19 protein-coding genes and 1 pseudogene are annotated in these 21,942 nt (G+C 41.6%); 14 read left to right on the forward strand and 6 right to left on the reverse strand.

Going from position 1 to position 21,942, the window contains the following annotated elements; genetic code table 11:
• Position 1: 1 nt before the first annotated feature.
• The 7 genes from ccmD to PGX00_RS06520 all read left to right on the forward strand — a co-directional run bounded on the left by ccmD (position 2) and on the right by PGX00_RS06520 (position 5,753).
• Positions 2–208, forward strand: coding sequence for a heme exporter protein CcmD (ccmD, locus tag PGX00_RS06490; protein ID WP_272133806.1), 207 nt, complete (start codon positions 2–4; stop codon positions 206–208).
• On the forward strand, positions 205–690 hold the full coding sequence (gene ccmE / locus PGX00_RS06495; protein WP_272133807.1) for a cytochrome c maturation protein CcmE: 486 nt from the start codon (positions 205–207) through the stop codon (positions 688–690). Before ccmD ends, ccmE begins: the two co-directional genes overlap by 4 nt.
• Complete coding sequence (locus PGX00_RS06500) at positions 691–2,649, forward strand: heme lyase CcmF/NrfE family subunit (protein WP_272133809.1); 1,959 nt, start codon at positions 691–693, stop codon at positions 2,647–2,649.
• A gap of 1 nt (position 2,650) precedes the next feature.
• The gene (locus tag PGX00_RS06505) at positions 2,651–3,202 is read left to right on the forward strand and encodes a DsbE family thiol:disulfide interchange protein (protein WP_272133810.1); all 552 of its coding nucleotides are present in this window, start codon (positions 2,651–2,653) and stop codon (positions 3,200–3,202) included.
• Entirely contained in the window at positions 3,202–3,678 is a 477-nt protein-coding gene (locus PGX00_RS06510) for a cytochrome c-type biogenesis protein (RefSeq protein ID WP_272133812.1), read from the forward strand. Before PGX00_RS06505 ends, PGX00_RS06510 begins: the two co-directional genes overlap by 1 nt.
• Positions 3,678–4,892 carry a c-type cytochrome biogenesis protein CcmI gene (ccmI, locus tag PGX00_RS06515; protein WP_272133813.1) on the forward strand — a complete coding sequence of 405 codons (1,215 nt, stop codon included), beginning with the start codon at positions 3,678–3,680 and terminating at the stop codon, positions 4,890–4,892. Before PGX00_RS06510 ends, ccmI begins: the two co-directional genes overlap by 1 nt.
• A 75-nt stretch (positions 4,893–4,967) precedes the next feature.
• On the forward strand, positions 4,968–5,753 hold the full coding sequence (locus PGX00_RS06520) for an MlaA family lipoprotein (RefSeq protein ID WP_272133815.1): 786 nt from the start codon (positions 4,968–4,970) through the stop codon (positions 5,751–5,753).
• A gap of 271 nt (positions 5,754–6,024) precedes the next feature.
• Here the strand turns inward: PGX00_RS06520 and PGX00_RS06525 are convergent, their stop codons facing one another.
• The 4 genes from PGX00_RS06525 to PGX00_RS06540 form a co-directional block, all read right to left on the reverse strand.
• On the reverse strand, positions 6,025–7,314 hold the full coding sequence (locus PGX00_RS06525; protein ID WP_272133817.1) for an outer membrane protein transport protein: 1,290 nt from the start codon (positions 7,312–7,314) through the stop codon (positions 6,025–6,027).
• A 308-nt stretch (positions 7,315–7,622) separates the two neighbouring features.
• A complete protein-coding gene (locus PGX00_RS06530; RefSeq protein WP_272133818.1) occupies positions 7,623–8,915 on the reverse strand; it encodes an outer membrane protein transport protein in 1,293 nt (430 codons plus the stop codon).
• 315 nt (positions 8,916–9,230) lie between these two features.
• On the reverse strand, positions 9,231–9,947 hold the full coding sequence (locus PGX00_RS06535) for a DUF3379 family protein (RefSeq protein ID WP_272133820.1): 717 nt from the start codon (positions 9,945–9,947) through the stop codon (positions 9,231–9,233).
• Positions 9,940–10,515 carry a sigma-70 family RNA polymerase sigma factor gene (locus PGX00_RS06540; protein ID WP_272133821.1) on the reverse strand — a complete coding sequence of 192 codons (576 nt, stop codon included), beginning with the start codon at positions 10,513–10,515 and terminating at the stop codon, positions 9,940–9,942. Before PGX00_RS06540 ends, PGX00_RS06535 begins: the two co-directional genes overlap by 8 nt.
• 637 nt (positions 10,516–11,152) lie before the next feature.
• Between PGX00_RS06540 and fadI the strand changes: the two genes are divergently transcribed.
• Together fadI and fadJ are read left to right on the forward strand one after the other, a co-directional pair.
• The gene (gene fadI / locus PGX00_RS06545) at positions 11,153–12,460 is read left to right on the forward strand and encodes an acetyl-CoA C-acyltransferase FadI (RefSeq protein WP_272133822.1); all 1,308 of its coding nucleotides are present in this window, start codon (positions 11,153–11,155) and stop codon (positions 12,458–12,460) included.
• Positions 12,460–14,568 carry a fatty acid oxidation complex subunit alpha FadJ gene (gene fadJ, locus PGX00_RS06550; protein WP_272133824.1) on the forward strand — a complete coding sequence of 703 codons (2,109 nt, stop codon included), beginning with the start codon at positions 12,460–12,462 and terminating at the stop codon, positions 14,566–14,568. The genes fadI and fadJ overlap by 1 nt, the downstream gene beginning before the upstream one ends.
• Positions 14,569–14,681: 113 nt before the next feature.
• Here fadJ and PGX00_RS06555 read toward each other — a convergent pair.
• A pseudogene (locus PGX00_RS06555) lies at positions 14,682–17,460 on the reverse strand (insulinase family protein).
• A 355-nt stretch (positions 17,461–17,815) separates the two neighbouring features.
• Between PGX00_RS06555 and sixA the strand changes: the two are divergent.
• Positions 17,816–18,280: a phosphohistidine phosphatase SixA gene (sixA, locus tag PGX00_RS06560; RefSeq protein ID WP_272133826.1), complete on the forward strand. Its 465-nt coding sequence runs from the start codon at positions 17,816–17,818 to the stop codon at positions 18,278–18,280.
• Positions 18,281–18,290: 10 nt separating this feature from the next.
• On the opposite strand, the gene smrB is transcribed toward sixA, so the two are convergent.
• Positions 18,291–18,821 carry an endonuclease SmrB gene (gene smrB / locus PGX00_RS06565; protein ID WP_272133827.1) on the reverse strand — a complete coding sequence of 177 codons (531 nt, stop codon included), beginning with the start codon at positions 18,819–18,821 and terminating at the stop codon, positions 18,291–18,293.
• Positions 18,822–18,874: 53 nt separating this feature from the next.
• Between smrB and prmB the strand changes: the two genes are divergently transcribed.
• The 4 genes from prmB (at position 18,875) to PGX00_RS06585 (ending at position 21,901) form a co-directional block, all read left to right on the forward strand.
• Entirely contained in the window at positions 18,875–19,810 is a 936-nt protein-coding gene (gene prmB, locus PGX00_RS06570) for a 50S ribosomal protein L3 N(5)-glutamine methyltransferase (RefSeq protein ID WP_272133828.1), read from the forward strand.
• Positions 19,811–19,957: 147 nt separating this feature from the next.
• Positions 19,958–21,043, forward strand: coding sequence for a chorismate synthase (gene aroC / locus PGX00_RS06575; RefSeq protein WP_272133830.1), 1,086 nt, complete (start codon positions 19,958–19,960; stop codon positions 21,041–21,043).
• A gap of 57 nt (positions 21,044–21,100) precedes the next feature.
• Positions 21,101–21,631, forward strand: coding sequence for an elongation factor P hydroxylase (locus PGX00_RS06580; RefSeq protein WP_272133832.1), 531 nt, complete (start codon positions 21,101–21,103; stop codon positions 21,629–21,631).
• Between the two features lie 9 nt (positions 21,632–21,640).
• Positions 21,641–21,901, forward strand: a complete 261-nt coding sequence (locus tag PGX00_RS06585; RefSeq protein WP_272133834.1) for a YfcL family protein — start codon at positions 21,641–21,643, stop codon at positions 21,899–21,901.
• Positions 21,902–21,942 lie beyond the last annotated feature (41 nt).

Raw genomic sequence — 21,942 nt, forward strand, 5'->3', positions numbered from 1 at the left:
TATGCATTTTGACAGTTTTAGTGACCTAATCGCTATGGGTGGTTATGCCGGCTATGTATGGGGTGCATTTGGTATGACCTTCCTATCACTATTAATTCTAACGATTAGCAGTTTGAAAACGGGTAAAAAAATTATACTAGATGTAAAAAATAAACAAGAACGCCAAGCCCGAATAGAAGCTGCGAGAAATTTGGAGAATACTTTATGAATCCAAGACGTAAAAAAAGAATGGGTCTATTGTTAGCGCTGTTTTTTGGTATTAGTGCAACGGTAGGTCTAGTGCTTTACGCATTAAATCAAAATATGGACTTATTCTACACGCCAACAGAACTTGTCTATGGTAAGCCAGATGGTTCTAAACCTGAGGTAGGGCAACGTCTACGTATTGGTGGCATGGTTGTAGAGGGTTCAGTTAAACGAGATCCAGAATCATTGAAAGTGAGCTTTAAATTAGCGGATGTTGGTCCTCAAGTAACGATAGAATTTGAAGGGATACTTCCAGATCTATTTCGTGAAGGTCAGGGTATCGTCGCGCAGGGTATTTTAACAACAGCCACATCAATAGAAGCTTTTGAAGTATTGGCAAAACATGACGAAGATTATATGCCACCAGAAATAGCAGAAGCGATGGAAAAAGTACATGAGCCAATGGGGTATTCAGAAGAGCAATTAAAAGGGAGCGATAATTAAATGATTGCTGAAATTGGTCATTTTGCCCTTATTCTTTCGCTAGGGTTTGCGGTACTTCTAAGTATTTTACCTTTGGTTGGTGCTTCTAAACAAAACTCTATGTTAATGGCTACAGCTCGACCGTTGTCTTGGGGTATGTTTTCATTCTTATTGCTTTCATTTTGTATCCTACTCTGGGCTTTTTACACTAACGATTTTACTATCAGTTATGTAGCGAGCAACTCTAACTCTGCTCTCCCTTGGTATTATCGTCTCACTGCCGTTTGGGGCGCTCATGAAGGCTCGCTTCAACTTTGGGTACTCATTCAAGCCGGTTGGACCGTAGCAGTAGCGTCACTTAGCCGTGGTATGCCGCAAGAGTCAATTAGCCGTGTATTAGCGGTAATGGGTATAATTACCGTTGGATTTTTACTATTTATTATTGTTACCTCTAATCCATTTTTAAGAACGTTGCCATTCTTCCCAATCGACGGGCGCGATCTCAATCCATTGTTGCAAGATCCAGGTCTAATTATTCACCCGCCTATGTTGTACATGGGTTATGTTGGATTTTCAGTTGCTTTTTCTTTCGCGATTGCGTCGTTGATGACAGGACGTCTAGATACGGCATGGGCAAGATGGTCTCGTCCTTGGACTACGGCAGCGTGGGTTTTTCTAACGCTTGGTATTGCGTTGGGCTCATGGTGGGCCTATTACGAATTAGGCTGGGGTGGTTGGTGGTTCTGGGATCCGGTAGAAAACGCATCATTTATGCCTTGGCTAGCAGGTACGGCGTTAATGCATTCGTTAGCGGTAACAGAGAAACGAGGCACGTTTAAAGCGTGGACAGTTTTGTTGGCTATTTCCGCGTTCTCGTTGAGTCTGCTCGGAACCTTTTTAGTCCGTTCTGGTATTTTGGTTTCAGTTCACGCGTTTGCATCTGACCCTGCTCGCGGTATGTTTATTCTAGGGTTCCTGATATTTGTTATCGGTGGCTCATTATTATTATTCGCCATCAAGGGATCGGCTATTCGTGTCCGTAGTGAATTTGCGCTGTTTTCACGAGAAAATGGGCTGCTTGCTAATAATGTCCTACTCATTGCTGCTCTGGTTGTCGTATTAGTCGGGACCTTGCTACCACTCGTTCACAAACAGATAGGTTTGGGGTCAGTTTCTATAGGTGCTCCTTTCTTCAATATGTTGTTCACTTGGCTGATGATTCCATTCTCATTCATCCTTGGTATTGGACCACTCATTCGTTGGAAGCGTGATGATATATCTTCATTGATTAAGCCTATTTTGGTCTGTGGCGTTATTTCACTTGTGTTTGCCGCTGTGTTTGTCTTACTTCTGGGAGAGAAGTTCACTGGGATGGCTTATCTTGGTTGGGTGATGGCACTTTGGATTATTACAATGCTTAGTTATGAGGTTCACCAACGTGCAACTCATAGGCATAGTTTTTCAGTGGGTGTTAGAAAATTACCAAAGAGCCATTGGTCAATGGTGCTTGGGCACTTAGGACTAGCAGTTACTGTTATCGGTATTGCTATGACACAAAACTATAGTGTTGAGCGAGATGTACGCTTAGCACCTGGTGAAAACTTTGAAATAGAAGGTTATAACTTTTACTTCAAAGGGCTAAGAGACAAAGATGGTCCGAACTACGATGGTTATGTGGCGGATTTTGAAATCACACAAGATGGCAAATACATCAACACATTGCATGCTGAGAAACGGTTCTATAAGACCGCAGGGTCTATGATGACTGAAGCTGCGCTGGATGTTGGGTTTACTCGCGATTTATATATTGCAATGGGTGAGCAGCTAGGTGATGACGGTTCGTGGGCAGTTCGATTGTATTATAAGCCGTTTATACGTTGGATTTGGGCGGGTAGCATTTTTATGGCGATAGGTGGTTTAATCGCAATGAGTGACAAACGTTACCGCTTCAGAAGTAAGTCTAAGGATGTGAAGGCCTAATATGAATAAGAAAATTTTATTTATACCACTGGCGTTGTTTACCGCACTTGTGGTCGTCTTTGTTATCCAATTGGCACGTAATGCGGAAGGCGAGGACCCTACAAAGTTAGAGTCTGTACTTGTCGGTAAGCCTGTACCGGAGTTCCGCCTAGAAGATTTAGCTGAACCAGGTAAATTATACGATCAGGCCGTGTTTAAAGGTGAGCCTTTATTATTGAATGTATGGGCCACTTGGTGCCCAACCTGTTATGCAGAACACCAAACATTGAATGAATTGGCGGCCAAAGGCGTAAAAATCATAGGCCTAAATTATAAAGACGACCGAAACAAAGCGACCGGGTGGCTAAATGACTTGGGGAATCCTTACCTAATCAGTCTGTTTGATGGTGATGGAATGTTAGGGCTTGACCTTGGAGTTTATGGCGCACCTGAAACCTACCTTATCGACGCTAAAGGTATCATCCGCTATCGTCACGTTGGTAATGTTACTTTGGGTAATTGGGCTGAAGTTTTAGAACCAATGTATTTGCAGATGATTGAGGAAGCTAAATAATGAAAAAGCTATTGTTGGTTTTATTTAGTTCTTTATTGATTTCTTTTACGGCGTCTTCAGCTATCGATGTTTTCGAGTTTGATAATGATAAGCAAGAAGAACAGTTTAAAGAGCTGAGTCAAACGTTACGTTGTCCTAAATGTCAAAACAATACAATCAGTGACTCCAACGCTGAACTTGCAAAAGATCTTAGGGTAAAAGTCTACGAGATGACGAAGGCAGGCAAGTCAAAGGATGAGATTGTGGATTACATGATTGCACGTTATGGCAACTTTGTTACCTATAAACCACCGTTCACTGTTGCGACATCTATTCTTTGGCTAGGGCCTCTATTTGTTGTTTTACTTGGGTTTAGTGTGATCATATTTAATAGTAAAAAGAAAACACAGAAAGTGACGCAATCAGAAGAATGGGATGCTAAAAAAGAGGCTCGTTTGAAGGCACTGCTAGACGAAAAAAATGGAGATAAACAATAATGACAACTTTTTGGTTATCTACCGTTATTCTTACTATTGCTGGTTTTGCTTTTATTGCGCTACCCCTTTTCAGAAAGCAAAACTTTGATGATGATGCTCGTCGAGATGAACTGAACAAAGCTTTTTACAAAGATCGTTTAGAAGAACTTGAAGATGAAACGGATGCTGGTGTGGTTGTCGATCAAGATGACTTGATCGTCGATTTAAAGCAATCGTTATTGGAGGATATACCGGCTGATGAGAAAAAAATCGGGTCGTTTACTATTTCTCCCATGACTGTGTTTGGCTCTTCTGCTTTGCTTTTAGCGGTAATTTCATACGCGACATATTCGGTCTTTGGTAGCTTAGATAAGGTGTCTCATTGGCAAAATATTAACGAGCAATTACCTGCGCTGACACAAAAACTGATGTCACCAGAGCAAGATTCGTTATCTGAAGATGAACTAAAAGATCTCAAATTAGCCCTTCGCACAAGGTTACACTATCAACCAGATGATGCTCAGGGTTGGCTGTTGTTAGGTAGAATAGCTTTAGCTGACAGAGATGCAGATACGGCTACAGGTGCAATGGAGAAAGCCCATAATCTCGATCCAAAAGATCCTGATGTAAGGCTCGGATATGCACAGTCTCTGATGATGTCAGACAATGAAGCGCAACAGCAATTTGCTCGTTCGATTCTTATTGGTTTATTACAAGACGACTATGTTGACTTACGTGTTTATTCTTTGCTGGCATTTAATGCTTACCAAAGAGGAAACTATGAAGAGTCGATTCGATTCTGGCGTACTATGCAGAAACTGATTGGTCCCGATGATAGCCGCTACTCTATGCTAAACAGAAGCATAGAAAATGCGGAAAAAATGCTAGGTAAAGCGGTTACGACGACAAGTGTGCCTATCACTATTACGGTTGATCAAAACGTTCAATTGCCTGAACAAGGCGTGCTCGTTGTCTCTATACACGATGCTAACGGTACTCCAATTCCTGTAGCGGCTGCTCGTTATCCTATTGGAACCTTTCCTCGTACCGTCGTTCTTGATGATGCAAATGTCATGATGGATGGGCAAAGTATATCGCAACTAGATAGCCTTATCGTAAAAGCGCGTATCGATACTGATGGAAATGTTACTACCAAAGAAGGTGATTGGTATGGTGAGAGCCAAGCGGTGAAAATGGGAGATCAAGTTGCATTAGTGATCGATAAACAGTATTAATATACCCTTGGTCGAATATGTAGAGGCTAACGTTTGTTAGCCTCTTTTCTGTTACTTAAGGATAAGTATTTCATTATGTTTATAGCACGCTTGAAAGGTGTGTTGGTTGTATTTTTCACCATATTGCTCCTAGGCTGTTCTTCCACGCCAGAGCAAGCAGCACTAGACACAGAAGTTGACCAGCAGGTGCTGGCGAATGAACCGCATCCAAATGACCCAATTGAAGGCTTTAACCGGGCAATGTGGTCATTTAATTATGATTTTGTCGATCCGTACTTATTTCGTCCAATTGCCGTCGCTTATGTGGAGTATACCCCTACACCAATACGCACAGGCATCTCCAATTTTTTGTCTAACCTTGATGAACCATCAAGTATGATCAATGACCTTATTATGGGTAATGGGAAAGAAGCGGTAAATCATTTCAATCGGTTTTGGATAAACTCTACGTTTGGTATTTTAGGCTTATTTGATATCGCAGGTGCCGCAGGCATAGTAGAAGATGATAGAGCGTTCAGTGATGCTATAGGTCACTATGGTGTCGGTAATGGTCCTTATTTGATGGTACCAGCTTATGGGCCGCTGACTACTCGTGAATTGACGGATACAGTTGATAGCATGTATTTACCACTTAGTTATCTGAATTTTTGGGGAGCTGTCGGTAAATGGGCGCTTGAGGGGTTAGAGAGTCGAGCTGCTTTAGTTTCACAGGAACAGATGCTAGAAGCGTCACCCGATCCATATGCATTTACGCGAGATGTTTATTTGCAGCGCCGAGATTATAAAGCTCAAATAGAACCAGAAGAGCTAGACGAGGAAGAGGAAGATTTCCTGGATGACTATCTCGATGAAGAGTTTTAAATAAAACCTAGTCCATAAATTTAATGCTGTTCGGTTAAGGTCATTTAAACCTGTAATCCCGACGAAAACCGACGTCATCCCCATGAAAATGGGGGTCTAGTACAGCCAAGATTCCCGTTTTCACGGGAATGACGAAGTATTTAGCACTAACCGAACGGCATTAAATCCATAAATTAGCTTATTAGGTCGAATGCATTTTGATTACATCAATAATGCAACTGGTATAAAAAATCCCTGTTCGAGTGAACGGGGATTTTTTATAATGATCTAACTAGAAGCGATAGTTAGCCTGTACACCTACCAACCAAACATTGCCCGTCGTTTTGCCTTCAAATGTTCCGCCAACGGCTGCGGCCGTATCGTCGTCAGCATAGCCTCTTGGCTCACTAATAGTGGCGTCTTTTGCAATAATGTAAGTAAACGCAGCATCGAAGGTGAGTTGCGGTGACCATGTATAGCCAGTACCTAGGCTAAGCCATGTACGATCAGTCTCTGGGATAGTTGCAGAACGGTTTTGATCACTTACAGCCGAAGTATCGTAAGCGACCCCCGTTCTAACTAACCATTTTGAATCGATTTGGTATTCTGCACCAACAGCAAAGCGGTAGCTGTCTTCCCAGCCTTCGTCTTTAACATTAGATGTACCGATACCATCTACAGTAGCCTCTAATTTGTCGAAGCTGCTCCAATCTGTCCAGTTAATACTTGCGGTGATCGTCGTTTGTTCTGAAAGTTGGTACATGCTGGCAATTTCGGCAGTTGCCGGTAGCGTTAAAGGTAAGTAACCGGAAGCGCTTGTCGTAGTGTCTCCGAAAAAACCATACCCAGTAGCGGTTCCTTCCAGTTTGAGGTCAACTTCTGATTTATACGCAAAACCGACGCGGTGGTGGTCATTTACTTGCCAAACAGTACCGATTTGCCAGCCCCACTCTGTCGTATCACCTTCCATATATTTTAACGTATCTACACCCAAATATTGTGAAGCTGCAGAGTGTGTAGGGGCGCTTGCGCCAAAGTGGCCTTCTGCCATGACATAACGGATACCACCACCAATACTGACAGCTTCGGTTAGTTGGTAGCCAATGTTTAGGTTCAATTCTTGGGTTATCACTTCTGCGCTATCACCGTAATGGCTCGCTGCGTAATCACCAGTTAAATCGCTAGTCATACCGTAGTTAGTGCCTAAAGCTAAACCTAGTCCGATCTTGTCGTTCAGTTTATGCGAAAGATAAAAATTGGGAATAACCGCGTCATCTGCATAATCTTTGGTGTTGACATCGTAGTCGTTGTTGCCATAACTAACATTACCGGAGACATCAATATTAGGGTTAACGTAGATTACACCACCTGATACTTGCGTCCCTTCTAGGTAGGTTAGTAAAGCTGGGTTACGCCATTGAGAACCAGCGTTGTCTGCCATTGCGGCTTCACCAGCATAAGCACGACCAAGGCCTGTTGCTGAGTATTCAGCTAACTGAAAGCCTGCCGCTAGGCTGCTGCTACTGTATGTTGCTATGCCACTTAGAATAGCAACCGAGAGAAGAGTTTTGTTTAATTTCATTATTATATTCACTGAATTAGTTAGACAACACATTTTGCAGTGGAGTATTTTACGAATGGAGTAATTACTTTAATAATGAAAATTACAAAATTGTTAAGGTTTGAATCTTTAATCTTATTAATTAGAATATATGGTATTTTATTCTGGCAATGTGGTCTGACCATTGTGTTTTTCAGCGTACATGCGTGGTATGAAACTAGTCGATATCGATACAGCTGTACGCTGAATTTCGTTGGGTACTGGACGGAAAAAACAGAAAAGGGCCGGAAATCCGACCCTTTTTAACTATGATACTTTCTAAGCTAAGTTTAGAAAGTACGGCTGTATTGTAAGCCGACTAGGATAGCATCTGCGTGAGTAGTTGCTTCCATATTGGTATTCAAGTAAGTAGGGTATGGCGTAGTCTGGCCTGTTGGTAAAGTAGTGCTTTCTGATACTTTTACATCATCACCTAACAGATAAGTAAAGCCAAAGTCGATGTTTGACTTAGGAGTTATGTGGTATGTAAAACCAGTCGAGAACCACTGACGATCAGAGTCAGGTACGGATATTGACGTTACTTCATCTTGCGCACTAGTGTCATACATGTAACCAGCACGTATAGTCCAGTCTTCATTTAGGTAATATGTACCACCAAGCGAGTAGTGCATACCATTTTGCCATTCGTAAGTATTAATGGTACCGCTGGTTTTTCCTTCGAGTTTGTCAAAAGAGCTCCAACCTATCCATTGAACACTGTAGTGCACTGCAAATTTAGTATCTTCTATACGGTGGTAACCAGAAAGCTCTAGAATATCTGGTAAAGGCATAAGTAAGGTATCATTAATTGAACCTGAAGCGCCTGTATATCCAGCATAGTTAACATCACCATCAGCTTCTAGCTCTGGGCTATAATGATATGCGAGGCCGAAACGGTTATTTTCGTTCATTTCGTACACAGTACCAAGATTAAATCCTAGACCCCATCCATCTGCGTCTATGTCAACCAGTTTTGTTCCTGATGTTGTCATGGCTCGACTAAATTTTCCAGAACCATAGACTAGATCGAGCCCTGCACCAACGCTCCATTGTTGATTAATTCGATATGAGCCAGCCAATCCCAAATTGAAACTTTTAACATCAGTTGACCCACCATACTCTCCAGCAACATAGCTGCTATCAAATTCTGTTTTGGTACCAAAGTTAGTATATGCGTTAAGACCCCAAGCAAATTTATCATTTACAGGAACGATAAGATGTAGATTTGGTGCGACTGAAGTACCGCCCGCATCATCATAGTTTGCGCTCTGTGAGCTAGAGGACATTGGTTGGCCCGTTGCATCTAGATATGATTGCGTATAAGTAGCATCTTTCACTTCAATCATAGAAGTAATGGTGACAAAACCCAATGACATTGCGGTTTCATCGAAAAGAGCCATTGTTGCTGGGTTACGTGCCATAGAAGACGCGTTATCGGCGATAACGGCATCCCCTGCGAATGCTCGGCCTAGGCCTGTAGCGGATTGTGCATTTAATTGGAAGCCCGCAGCTACTGCTTGCTGAGAGGCAAGCGCTATAGTGACTGCAATGATAGACTTTTTAAACAGACGCGTTTTATTCATTAGTAATCCCTTTTGTAAAAATCGCCTCTTTTAATGGGCGTTATATCCAGAGTCGTAGCTCTGTTTGGTTGTTAATGAGAGCAAATGCTCAGTTTGTTGGCTGATGATAGTCACAATTATATAGACTAGAAATCCGACCATTGGCTAATTTGATAGGAAAATACTAAAAATGGTAGGTAACGGGCGTGAAATTGTCGTAAAGTGGGCTCTTTTAGAGTATGCACTCTAAACGCTTGTTTGAAAGTTAATAATATGTTAATGGCGTGTTAAATTATGGGTTTTTAAAAGCTCCCAAGGCTGGGAGCTTTGATTGAACTACAGAGTAGGTTTGATTATTGATGTCAAATTCGCGGCAATTTTTTGGATGTTTTCACCCTCTTCACCGACAAGAATAACACTAGAACCTTCAATCGGAACAACGACACCTGACATTCCATCTTTATTAAAATCAATAGCTTGCTCTGTTCCTATGTTGGTAACAAAAAGCGTAATTCGACCTTGTTCACCTTTAAAAACCATATGTAAAGCATTTGAACTACCAAAACCACAATGATTTAAGTAATAAACATGGTACGGGAACGTTTCTGTAAATTGATAGGCAAATGGTCGCAACTTTGCGTTGATTTGCGTCGAACTTACACTTTCGTCTAGGTTATTCACGAAAGGTGACTCATGAATCACATGTTCTACAGCTGTGTCTGCCAAACTGGCATTTGCAGAGCCAATAAGCAAAGGAGTCCAGTTAACTTGCCCAATAATTAACCCAGCAGCGAAAGCGGCTGAAGCTGCCATGGCGAGCATTTGTTTAGTGAAGCTCTTTTTTTCCGGTTGCGCACTATGGTTAAATAAAATACGGTCGGCTAAGTCGTCTGGTACATCGACTTTCATCGCTTGTTCTATCTTGGCGTCTAAATTTAATATATCGTCAGCAAAAACTTGATTAGCCTCAGAGTGTTGGATTGCATCATTAATATCTTTATTACGGAGCTTGGGCTCTGAAAGTATCATTCGACGAAATTCTAAATCATCCATTATTCAGCCCCCTTATCTTTGTGATTTTATTGTCTGATTCATCGAGCATGTCTTTAAGTTGGTTTCTTGCTCTAAAGAGCCGAGTCATAACGGTGTTCTTATTAAGTTCGAGAATATTTCCGATCTCCTCACCACTGAATCCACCGACAACCTGCAAAAACAGAGGCTCACGATACTCAGTATCTAGCTTCATTATTTGCGCTTGAATCCATTCTTGCTGATGATGTGGATCATCACTGGCCTTTGCTTCGTGGCCGTAATCATCGATATCAACGAGCTCTAGTTGTTTGCGTTCGAAACGTCTTGCATTCTCTCGTCGAAGAATGGTGATCAACCAAGATTTCGCTGCTTTTTCATCTAACAGGCTATCTAAAGATTTCCATGCACGAAGGCATGTTTCTTGTACTAGATCTTCTGCTATCGTCCTATCTTTGCATAGCCAATAAGCATAGCGAAATAGGTCTTTATGGTAAGCGCGCACAAGTGCTTCGTATTTTCTATTTTTGTCCATATCCAAGTTGACCGTGGAAGTGGACTTTTTCTTTCCAAAAAGATTAACTATCGACATGCGAGCCTCCGTTTGCTCTTTGTCGTTCGTAAATTTCCATATGTCATGCTAGACATAAAATGAGATATAAACGGGTTTATATATGAGTCTTTTAGCGAACTTCTTTGTTTGTTTATTTGCCAGTAATTGGCTGTAGACCTAATTAACAATAAATTGATCTACTTCAAAATCTTACCTTCATAACAAGTTATAGTAATGTCTGTCATCTAGCTAGCCCTTGTGGCTAGTGTGTTGAGCAAGGTGACACTTCCTTTTGAAGGCTGACTTTACTTTCTCCTAATCAGGAAACTGATTATTTTCAATTGGCGTAAGTTAATTGTTTTTATATGAACATTCCAACCACACCATATAGTGTGGTTTTTTTTGCCTATTTTCTAATTTAAATCAGTTTAAGCAAGTTTTTAACTTCATTTTCAATTAACACTGTCTCTTCTTATACTCATCATTCTATCTGCCTTTAAGACGCTTTAGAAGTAGCAAATGATTGGTTGTATCTTCTATATAAACTCTCTGCCTTCCCTGTGTCTCTTTTTGCTAATTGTTAATACGCTTCACGTTTATTTAAACATGCGTTTGAAACTTTTAACATTTTCGTTACAATGCTTTCAGGTCAGACCTCTATGGTGAAGGAGAAAAAATGAGCCGACAAGATGTCACAACGCGTTCCGGAGAAAGAGTCGCAATAGTAGCGGGGCTTCGGACCCCATTCGCTCGACAAAGCACTGAACTAGGAAAAGTGCCTGCGGTCGATTTGGGTAAGATGGTTGTTAGCGAAATGCTTGCACGAACAGAAATCGACCCAAAATTGATTGAGCAAGTTGTTTATGGGCAAGTGATACAGATGCCGACGGCACCTAACATTGCGCGAGAAATAGTTTTAGGTACTGGGATGAATGTATCTACGGATGCATACAGTGTAACCAGAGCTTGTGCTACGAGTTTCCAAGCTTCTGTAAACGTAGCAGAAAGCATTATGGCGGGCAGCATTGATATCGGAATCGCTGGTGGTGCGGACTCTTCGTCAGTGTTGCCAATAGGGGTTTCAAAGAAACTGGCTGCTAGCCTACTTGCGCTTAGTAAAGCAAGAACGCTAAGCCAAAAGCTAAAAATTGCACGGCAGCTTTCTCTTCGAGACTTGGCTCCGATTCCGCCTGCAGTGGCGGAATATTCTACTGGTATATCTATGGGGCAAACAGCTGAGCAAATGGCTAAAACCTATGGAATATCTCGAACCGATCAAGATGCATTGGCTCATCGTTCGCACTCACTGGCATCCCAAGCATGGAAAGACGGTAAGATCCGTGACGAAGTCATGACGGCATTTCCTGAACCTTATAAAAAATGGATTGATGAAGATAATAATATTCGTCATGACTCTACGTTAGAAGGTTATGCAAAATTACGCCCTGCATTTGATCGTAAATTTGGTACTGTTACCGCGGCGAATAGTACACCGCTAACCGATGGTGGCGCTGCCGTTATGCTAATGCGAGAAGGCAGAGCAAAAGAGCTTGGTCTTGAAATTATGGGCTACATTCGGTCGTATGCATTTTCTGCGATTCAAGTTGAGTATGATTTGCTGATGGGGCCTTCTTATGCGACTCCAATGGCATTAGATAGAGCCGGATTGACGCTGGGAGACATCGACGTAATAGAGATGCATGAAGCGTTTGCAGCCCAAACTCTTGCGAACGTTAAGATGTTCGCCAGCGATAAATTTGCACAAGAACAACTCGGTCGTTCAAAAGCGATTGGTGAAATAGATATGGATAAGTTTAATGTACTAGGCAGCTCTATTGCTTATGGGCATCCATTTGCGGCCACTGGGGCAAGAATGATGGTACAAACACTGAGAGAATTGAAACGAAGAGGCGGTGGATTAGGCCTAAACACAGCTTGTGCGGCTGGTGGTCTTGGTGCGGCGATGATTTTGGAGGTTGAATAATGAGCGAGAATAAATCATTTCAGTTAACGATCGATGATAACAAAATCGCGTGGCTTTCCATTGATGTTGCCGACGAAACAATGAATGTACTAAAAGCAGATTTGATAGAAGATATCGAGTTTCTGCTAACTGATTTTGAAGCCAATGTTGAAGGGATCAAAGGCGCTGTTATCTATTCGGGTAAGCCAGACAGTTTCATTGCTGGTGCCGATGTCAAAATGTTAGATGCGTGCCAATCAGAAAGTGAAGCCCAAGTACTGGCTCAAAGAGGACAGGAAGTATTTAATCGTCTTTCTGCCTTAAAATTTCCAGTCGTGTCTGCTATTCATGGTGTCTGTCTTGGTGGTGGATTTGAGCTTGCGTTGGCTTGTGATTATCGCGTCTGTTCTGACGACGGTAAAACTCGTCTTGGCTTACCGGAGGTTCAATTAGGCCTTTTACCGGGCTCCGGTGGTACGCAACGTTTACCTCGTTTGATTGGTTTGCTTCCATCTTTGGATATTATTTTAACGGGTAAACAAATTAGGGCGAAAAAAGCGCTTAAGTTAGGAATGGTCGATGCTAGCGTTCCTCAGTCTATTTTATTAGATGTTGCGAAGACATTTGCCCAAAAAAATAAGCGTAAAATTAAAACAACAGGCAAAGAGAAGCTGATGTCTAGAAATGGATTAGGCAGAAAAGTTATCTTTGATCAAGCAAATAAGAAAACCAGACAAAAAACGCGAGGAAATTATCCCGCGGCTGATGCGATTTTGAACGTAATTAAATTCGGTTTGGAAAAAGGGCTAAAAAAAGGCTTAGATTTCGAGGCTCAAGAATTTGGTAAGCTTGTAATGACAAGTGAATCAAAAGCCCTTCGTTCAATATTTTTTGCAACAACAGAAATGAAAAAAGATAACGGTTCTGATGCTTCTCCTCGTAAAGTCGCGAAGGTTGGGGTATTAGGCGGTGGGCTAATGGGGGCGGGTATTAGCCACGTTAGTGTAGCGAAGGCCAAGGTTCCTGTTCGAATCAAAGATGTGTCTAATGATGGTGTGCTTAACGCGCTAAATTATAATTTCAAGCTGTTTTCTAAGCAGCGTAAACGCCGAATATTATCTAATGCACAGCTTCAATCTAAAATGCTACAGCTATCCGGTGGTACTGATTTTTTAACCTTTAATAAAGCCGATGTTGTAATAGAGGCTGTGTTTGAAGATCTGGACTTAAAGCAGAAAATGGTCAGTGATATAGAAGAGAATGCAAAGCTTGATACTATATTTGCCACTAATACATCGTCACTTCCTATCCATAAAATAGCAGAGAAAGCCAAGCGCCCGGAAAATGTCGTCGGCCTTCATTACTTTAGTCCGGCAGAGAAAATGCCTTTGGTTGAGGTTATCCCTCACGAAACAACATCGGATGAAACCATTGCTACTGTGGTCGATTTCGCTCGTAAACAAGGTAAGACACCGATTGTTGTTAAAGACCGAGCTGGTTTTTACGTTAATCGGATTTTAGCACCGTATATGAATGAAGCTGCGCATGTGTTGATGAGTGGTGAGCCAATTGAATCTTTAGATAATGCATTGCTTGATTTTGGTTTCCCTGTAGGACCTATTACCCTCCTTGATGAGGTTGGCGTGGATATCGGTGCCAAAATTATGCCGATACTCGTTGGAGAATTAGGTGAACGTTTCCAAGGCCCTGACGTATTTGACACGCTTTTAAATGACAATCGTAAAGGTCGTAAAAGTGGAAAAGGTTTTTATACCTATAAAGGCAAAAAGAAAGAAGTCGATAAGTCGGTATACAAACTACTGAAATTGACACCTGAAGCTAAAATGGATGAAAAAGACATTGCGCTTCGTTGTGTTTTTCCGATGTTAAATGAGGCGGTTCGCTGCTTAGATGAAGGGATTATTCGTAGCGCTCGTGATGGTGATATTGGCGCCATTTTCGGTATCGGATTCTCTCCATTCTTAGGTGGTCCATTCCGCTATATGGATCAGTTCGGAATCAAAAATCTGGTTGAAAAAATGAATGAGTTTGCTTTGAAATATGGTGATCGATTTGCACCATGTGATGGGCTTGTCAACCGAGCAGGGAATGACGAAAGCTTTTATTAAGGTTATTTGACTTTCTTATCCAAAGGACAGGCCAAATAAGATAACGCGGTACTGGATTTCGAATACGAGACCCAGTACCGCAAATTTTTAGCCGATGTAAATGAAGCTACCTATCAACCTAGATCCATATCTTTTGTTCTTAATTGAAATTCATCGATGCAGTCAATTTCGTGACCGACACTCAGTGAATTTGCATCCAAGTGTTTATTGCCTTTAGAGTGCAAAATTAGACGTGTTGATGTTCTCGGCTTAAGAATGTTCACTACGAATCGAATCATGTCGACTCTTGACAGAGTTTTAAGCTGCTCAAGAACTCTATCCCTTTGATCAAAATCGAGGTCTTTGTTGCCAATAGCCACCCAGAGGCGTTGTGCGCGACTTCGAAGGTTGTTATCGGGGGCAGAAATTTGGTTCCAGAGCCCCTTTTTACTGCTTTGCCATTGATACTCATTTAACTCAAGAAGAACCATATAAAACGCGTTTAAGAAATCATCTATGGCAGAAAGCAGTTCCTTTGGCGCAAATTTTGGTGATTGAACGTAAAGAACCAAACCCGGATGTCGATTCAGTGGCATATTACCTGTACCAACCATGTAACCCATCTGTTGTTTAGTTCGAATCTCATTGAAAAATCCAGCGGACATTAAGTGATTTGCTAATGTATATAACGCAATACTTTTTGGGCTAACATCTTGCGATTGATAGTAGACAACGATAGCTGAGTCATCTTGATCACAAGAGACATTTCGATGGAACGTACCTGAATTTTCTCCTAGCATAATAAGTGGCCGGAGAGATTCTTCGTATTGTTGGTTCTGCATGCGTAAAGCACTTTTTACGGTGTCGGCAACGGCAAACGCTTGTTCTTTTAGCCAGTCTCCATAGACAAACATCTCTATATGTAACTCCGCTAGAAGTGCATCAACAAAGTTAGAGAGTTCATCCACTTCGATACTTTCTAAAGCCTCGATTAAAGCTAAATAGGGCGGATTGTTGGGTTGCAGTATGCCGGTCATGGCATTGAAAAGTTGAGAAATAGGGCGATCTTTCGCAGCGTTTCGCCAATTGCGCAGCATCTGTTTTTTGATTAAATTAAAGCTATCTGATTTAAAATCGCGTTTAGCAAACTGGCTCAGAATCATCTTGAGTAATTCTGGTTGTTTCTGACTAAATCCGGAGATGGAAAGCGTCACGCCGCCTTGGTGGGCATAGATATTATAGCCCATCCCTGCTATTTCTGCAGGGTAGGTGCGTTTGGCCAGTGAGTCTAAGAACATCTCTACACACATACGCATTTTAACAATTTTTCTTGGTGTTGATACTGCGTGTGGGCTGTCTATGGCGATATAGATAACACCTTTAGGGACTCGAAACTCCGTTTCTTGCAGATGCCATAACCTAAATCCAGGTTGTGTATCGATAAGTACGGGGTTTTCCGCACTGGTTTCTAATTCTTGTGGGTCTAAGTCATAGCAGATAAATGGGTTAAGTTCAGGCAAGCTCAATTCAGTATTGAGGGCAGGTTGATTCCAACGCTCGAATTGTTGCGGTGAAAACGCCGTCACTGAGTATGGTGTGAAATACCATTTAGCTTCTCGATCGAAATCATCGCCTTTTGCTACTAGGGTTATACGTGAATTTTTCGGCGTCAGATAATCTAACTGCGCCGTTAGCAGCTCTTCGTCAAAATGTGACATTTTGTAGTCACCATAGATCACATCTTCTGCGGGGTAGTGCTGAAGATTCATGACTAGGTGACTCACCATATCGAGTGGGCGCGTTTTTTCTTGGTACCGAAATGCAGATTCAAGAACAGCTTGTTTCTCATTAAACCGCCATTGTGCAACGCCTTCTTTTTTTATCAGTTCGATAAATTCAAATATAGTCTGGATTATCTCATCGGTGTGCTTTAGCCCTTGATCTGTCAGATTAGCGCTTACGGTAAATTCTCTAAAATTACTGCCACTGACACCACCACCAGCCGCTAAGGACGTTATCCATTTCTTCTGTTTGAGAAATAGCATTAAACTACCTTCCCCCTCAAAGCCAAGAAGGTGAGCAAAGTAAGAAAGAGGCTTTGTACTGTAGTGTTTCGACATGCTTGGGAAATTGAAAGACAAAATAAGTCTTTTTGAATCTTTAACCGGCTTAACTTTGACGAAAATGCCTTTATCTTGCTCTCTTATGAGTTCTTGAGATAGAGCTTTGGAGGCTAAGTTTTGGTTCTTAATTGGTGAAAACTTTTCTTTTACCCAATTTTCAATTACATCAAGTTTCGATGGGGCAACTATCGTCAACGTCATCAAGTCAGCAGAATAATTGTGCTCATAAAACGCAATAATCTCATCTCGAATCGACTTTCCGTTTCTATCTCCTAGCGTCTCAATATTACCAACAGAAAACTTGGCAAATGGATGCTCCGGATTGACCACTTCTTTATGAACTTGATACAGACGGCGCATATCGTCTTTAAGTTTCATTTGATATTCTGAATCAACGGCGTGGCGCTCTTTATCTAACGCTTCGGGATTGAATAGGGGAGCGACAAAAAACTGGCTAAAGCGGTTTAGCGCTTTTTCCATAAGTTTTGGGGCGATATCGAAAAAAACAGGTGTGTTCTGTACCTGTCCAAGCATTATTACTGCCACCATGCTGACTAATAAAACTTTGAAACTCCCCAACTTTTGGAAACTGTTCAGTGCCGAGAAACAGCATATGTTCTAGGTAATGAGCAAGGCCTTCACGCTCATTAGGATCGTCATAATGGCCCACATTCACAGCGAGCGCAGCTGCGGATTTTGTTGCAGAGAGGTCTTCAATAAGGAGTGCGCGTAACCCATTCTCTAATGTTACATAGCGGTAATTATTGCTGTCATTTGGGCTTAAATGCACAAGCTATCTCCAAGTAGAGCGTGTAGGTTAAGTATGGTGTTGATATGAATAGGTGTAAATGCAGTACTTACAATTTTTAATTTCTGTGCAATATTACAAGATATTCTGGGAAAGAAGTGTGAAAAATGGTCGCTTTTCACACTTCTTACTTTATTTTGATTTACCTAAACTATAATGCCAGACTTTTTGCGTAAGGTAATTGATATATTTATAATAATTTGCTTTGCTAAATAGTAGAGCTGTGGTCTGACTTAATTTGGTTTTGCTTTATCTGTCCTTGCTAAGACAACGTGGCACTACATATAAATAATTACAGTATTGAGCCCAAACAAAATCTCAATAAAGGAACATGAAAATGAAAGTATTCATAATGCGTCATGGTGAAGCTGCACACTATGCTGCAAGTGATGCAGAGAGAGAACTCACACAACACGGTCGATCTCAATCTACGGCGGTTGCTAGAGCATGTGAAAAACAAGGGTTTAAAGACTTCGATTTGGTATTAGTTAGCCCATATATCAGAGCACAACAAACTTGGGAAACTATATCCGAACTGTTTTGTGCAAGAGAATTGCAAACATATGATGAAATTACACCGTATGGTGATTCTGAAGAGGCATCTTCGTACGTTTCTGCACTCGCTCAGGTTAAGCATCTAGATACCGTATTGTTAGTTTCGCACCTCCCTCTAGTCGGTTATTTAACCGCAGAGTTTGTTACAAACTTAACCCCACCTATGTTTCCAACATCTGGACTAGCTTGTGTAGAATTTGATCCAGACAGTCAAAAAGGTGAACTGCTTTGGCATATTCACCCTTAAATAATGCTGCTTACTTTTCTGGAATACTCAGAAGAATAAGCAAGGCTCCGTCACCACCAAACTCTAATGGGGCTTGGTGAAAGGCCATCACATCAGGATGCTGTGCTAACCAAATAGGCACCTTTTGCTTTAGGATGTGTTTGCCTATGCCATGCATAACGCAAGCACAATGGATATTTTCTTTTAGGCAGTAGGCTATCATTGAACCGAGCTCTGCTTTGGCTTCTTGCTGCGTCATTCCATGCATATCTAAATAAACGTCAGGTACATAAACACCTCGACGTAGGCGCTTCACTTCATATTTAGAGACATCACTTCGTGCGTAGCGAGTAGGGCCTTCCTCTTCTAGGTGCGGAACAAACTCATCAGAAAAGAAAAACTCGTTATCTTTTGCATCACGAAAAGAGCGTTTGAACTCTTTTTGCTTTGTTTCTCTGTTTGGTTTCTGGAGTATGGTATCCTGTCGCAACTTTTTTATGCCCTTTACCGCGTCTTGGAATAGGGAAAAGTCATCGTCTATGTTTTGGTCTTTGTTACTCATAATATTTAGATTGATGGTTCGTAGCGGTATTGTAGCGCTTTTTGGAGGTAATTTTGGATAAGATTTTTGTGGAAGAAGTGGTATCAGAGTTGTATACCCTTCAGGACATGCTTCGTTGGACTGTAAGTCGATTCAACGCGGCTGGACTTTTTTATGGTCACGGTACAGATAATTCATGGGATGAAGCGATTCAACTTGTTTTACCTACTTTATATCTGCCTATTGATGTGCCCCCACATATTCTTAATTCGAGGTTAACCACAACAGAACGCAGTCGCATTGTTAATCGGGTAATTAAGCGTATTAACGACCGTACGCCGATCGCCTATTTGACGAACAAAGCTTATTTTTGTGGTTTGGAATTTTTTGTTGATGAAAGAGTTCTCGTTCCACGATCTCCAATTGCTGAACTCATTGAAACAGAATTTCAACCATGGTTGAAAGAACAGCCACATCGAATCATGGATTTGTGTACTGGTAGTGGCTGTATTGCGATTGCTTGCGCTTATGCTTTTCCTGATGCAGAAGTCGATGCAATTGACATCTCTGCGGGGGCGTTAGAGGTAGCTGAACAAAATGTTCAAGACCACGGTTTGGAACAACAAGTTTTCCCTATTCGTTCAGACTTATTTAGAGACCTGCCGAATCTAGATAAATACGATCTTATTGTTTCAAATCCGCCTTATGTAGATGAAGAGGATATGAATAGCCTACCGGATGAATTCACACATGAGCCAGAGCTAGGCCTAGCGGCGGGTACGGATGGCCTTAAGTTAGTTCGTAGAATTTTGGCAAATGCGCCTGATTATTTAAATGAAGGTGGTGTTCTAATTTGTGAAGTCGGTAATTCAATGGTTCATATGATGGAACAGTATCCTGATATTCCATTCACATGGGTCGAGTTTGCTAACGGTGGGCACGGTGTATTCACGTTAACGCGAGAACAACTGATAGATTGCGCGGACGAATTTTCGTTGTATAAAGATTAAAGCATCCTTTAGATACAAAAAACGCCAGTGAATACTGGCGTTTTTTGTATCTAAAGGGTTTACATCCATTGCGTATCAAGCGAACATGAAAGAATGAAGAACTGAGATGAATTCTTAACACCAGAGTTAAGAAATGTTGAGGATGTAATGGCAGGAAATAGTATTGGTCAGCACTTTCGAGTAACCACATTTGGAGAGAGTCACGGTATAGCACTTGGCTGTATTGTTGATGGTTGTCCTCCAGGGCTTGAGATAACCGAAGCTGATTTGCAAAAGGATTTGGATCGCCGTAGACCGGGCACCTCTAAATACACGACCGCTCGCCGTGAACCAGATGAAGTAAAGATTCTTTCTGGTGTCTTTGAAGGCCAAACTACTGGAACTTCAATTGGACTGATGATCGAGAATACGGATCAGCGCTCGAAAGATTACTCAGAAATAAAAGATAAGTTTCGTCCGGGACATGCTGATTATACGTATCATCAAAAATATGGTGTTCGTGATTATCGTGGTGGTGGCCGTTCATCTGCGCGAGAAACTGCAATGCGTGTCGCTGCAGGCGCGATTGCGAAAAAGTACCTAAAAGAAGAATTTGGTGTTGAAGTCCGCGCTTATTTATCTCAAATGGGCGATGTGTCAATTGGAAAAATTGATTGGGACGAGATAGAAAATAATGCTTTTTTCTGCCCAGATGTGGATAAAGTTGCTGACCTCGATCAACTTATTCGTGATCTTAAAAAACAAGGCGATTCAATTGGTGCAAAACTTCAAGTGGTTGCTACCAATGTGCCTGTTGGCTTAGGTGAACCTATCTTTGATCGCTTAGATGCGGATATTGCTCACTGCTTAATGAGTATCAATGCTGTAAAGGGCGTTGAAATAGGTGATGGATTTGACGTTGTCAGTCAAAAAGGCAGTGAGCATAGAGATCCACTCACACCAGACGGATTCAAGTCTAATCATGCCGGTGGTATTTTGGGTGGTATTTCTACAGGGCAAGATATCGTTGCTAATATTGCACTAAAGCCAACATCAAGTATTACGATTCCTGGTGAGACAATTACTAGAGCCGGTGAGAAAACAGAGCTTATCACTAAAGGCCGCCATGACCCTTGTGTTGGCATACGCGCTGTTCCAATCGCAGAAGCAATGCTTGCAATTGTGTTAATGGATCATCTACTTCGTCATCGCGGACAAAATTTCGGTGTTACGACTGAGACTCCAAAAATTTAACGGTTAACTAGCCACCCATATGGGTGGCTTCTTCTTATATTCAAGTTTGCCAATATCATGCCACATAGCTATCAAGACATAATTACGTTATTCAACCAAACCTTCTATCAAGAGTTTAATACTAAGCTTGAGCGTGGTGGGGACGAGCCTATATATCTGCCAGCCGATGATAATGTTTCTTACCATCGTATAGTTTTCGCTCGTGGGTTTTATGCTTCTGCCTTACACGAAATCGCACATTGGTGTGTTGCCGGTCCGGAGCGTCGATTACTAGAAGACTTTGGTTATTGGTATCAACCGGATGGAAGAACAGCACATGTTCAGGCTGAGTTCGAAAAAGTCGAGGTTAGACCCCAAGCTTACGAGTGGATTTTAGCTGCCAGCGCTGGTTTTCCATTTAATGTAAGTTGCGACAATTTACAAGGTGACTTTGAACCGGATAGATTGGCATTTATGAATAAGGTTTATAAAGAAGTGCAAACAATTTTAAGTGAAGGTGTACCGTATCGCGTAAGGCTGCTGTCGGATACACTGCGTAGTTTTTATCACACGCCAGAATTAGAACTGGATCAGTTTGAAGTGAAATAGAGAATTCCAATGATTGTTGAATATGAAGAAAAATGGTTAGAAATGATCGATACATCCGTCGAAAGCGCGTCAGATGACGAACTTTTTGCAGGTGGATATCTTAGGGGGCATATATCCCTTTCAGCTGCGGATTGTGAAGCCGAAGGTATCGATGATTTGAACCTATTTAAAAATAAGGTTGAACAAAGTTTAGAAGCGGCGCGTTCAGAATTAGCACCTGCAGATAGAACCATCGTGGCAGACCTATGGAACCAGCTTAAAAATTCATAATTGTCGACAAAAAAATCTAACGACATTCAAGGTTTTCATAA

Source organism: Vibrio algarum, assembly GCF_028204155.1.
Lineage (GTDB): Bacteria > Pseudomonadota > Gammaproteobacteria > Enterobacterales > Vibrionaceae > Vibrio > Vibrio algarum.

Excerpts from the sequence above, each read along its gene's own strand:
- PGX00_RS06540 (WP_272133821.1), bottom strand. The coding sequence starts at position 10,515 with ATGTCGATAGTTAATCTTTTTGGAAAGAAAAAGTCCACTTCCACGGTC.
- ccmD (WP_272133806.1), top strand. The coding sequence starts at position 2 with ATGCATTTTGACAGTTTTAGTGACCTAATCGCTATGGGTGGTTATGCC.
- smrB (WP_272133827.1), bottom strand. The coding sequence starts at position 18,821 with ATGAGTAACAAAGACCAAAACATAGACGATGACTTTTCCCTATTCCAA.
- ccmI (WP_272133813.1), top strand. The coding sequence starts at position 3,678 with ATGACAACTTTTTGGTTATCTACCGTTATTCTTACTATTGCTGGTTTT.
- PGX00_RS06510 (WP_272133812.1), top strand. The coding sequence starts at position 3,202 with ATGAAAAAGCTATTGTTGGTTTTATTTAGTTCTTTATTGATTTCTTTT.
- PGX00_RS06520 (WP_272133815.1), top strand. The coding sequence starts at position 4,968 with ATGTTTATAGCACGCTTGAAAGGTGTGTTGGTTGTATTTTTCACCATA.
- PGX00_RS06530 (WP_272133818.1), bottom strand. The coding sequence starts at position 8,915 with ATGAATAAAACGCGTCTGTTTAAAAAGTCTATCATTGCAGTCACTATA.
- PGX00_RS06535 (WP_272133820.1), bottom strand. The coding sequence starts at position 9,947 with ATGGATGATTTAGAATTTCGTCGAATGATACTTTCAGAGCCCAAGCTC.
- PGX00_RS06580 (WP_272133832.1), top strand. The coding sequence starts at position 21,101 with ATGCCACATAGCTATCAAGACATAATTACGTTATTCAACCAAACCTTC.
- fadI (WP_272133822.1), top strand. The coding sequence starts at position 11,153 with ATGAGCCGACAAGATGTCACAACGCGTTCCGGAGAAAGAGTCGCAATA.
- PGX00_RS06525 (WP_272133817.1), bottom strand. The coding sequence starts at position 7,314 with ATGAAATTAAACAAAACTCTTCTCTCGGTTGCTATTCTAAGTGGCATA.
- sixA (WP_272133826.1), top strand. The coding sequence starts at position 17,816 with ATGAAAGTATTCATAATGCGTCATGGTGAAGCTGCACACTATGCTGCA.
- PGX00_RS06585 (WP_272133834.1), top strand. The coding sequence starts at position 21,641 with ATGATTGTTGAATATGAAGAAAAATGGTTAGAAATGATCGATACATCC.
- ccmE (WP_272133807.1), top strand. The coding sequence starts at position 205 with ATGAATCCAAGACGTAAAAAAAGAATGGGTCTATTGTTAGCGCTGTTT.
- fadJ (WP_272133824.1), top strand. The coding sequence starts at position 12,460 with ATGAGCGAGAATAAATCATTTCAGTTAACGATCGATGATAACAAAATC.
- PGX00_RS06505 (WP_272133810.1), top strand. The coding sequence starts at position 2,651 with ATGAATAAGAAAATTTTATTTATACCACTGGCGTTGTTTACCGCACTT.
- PGX00_RS06500 (WP_272133809.1), top strand. The coding sequence starts at position 691 with ATGATTGCTGAAATTGGTCATTTTGCCCTTATTCTTTCGCTAGGGTTT.
- aroC (WP_272133830.1), top strand. The coding sequence starts at position 19,958 with ATGGCAGGAAATAGTATTGGTCAGCACTTTCGAGTAACCACATTTGGA.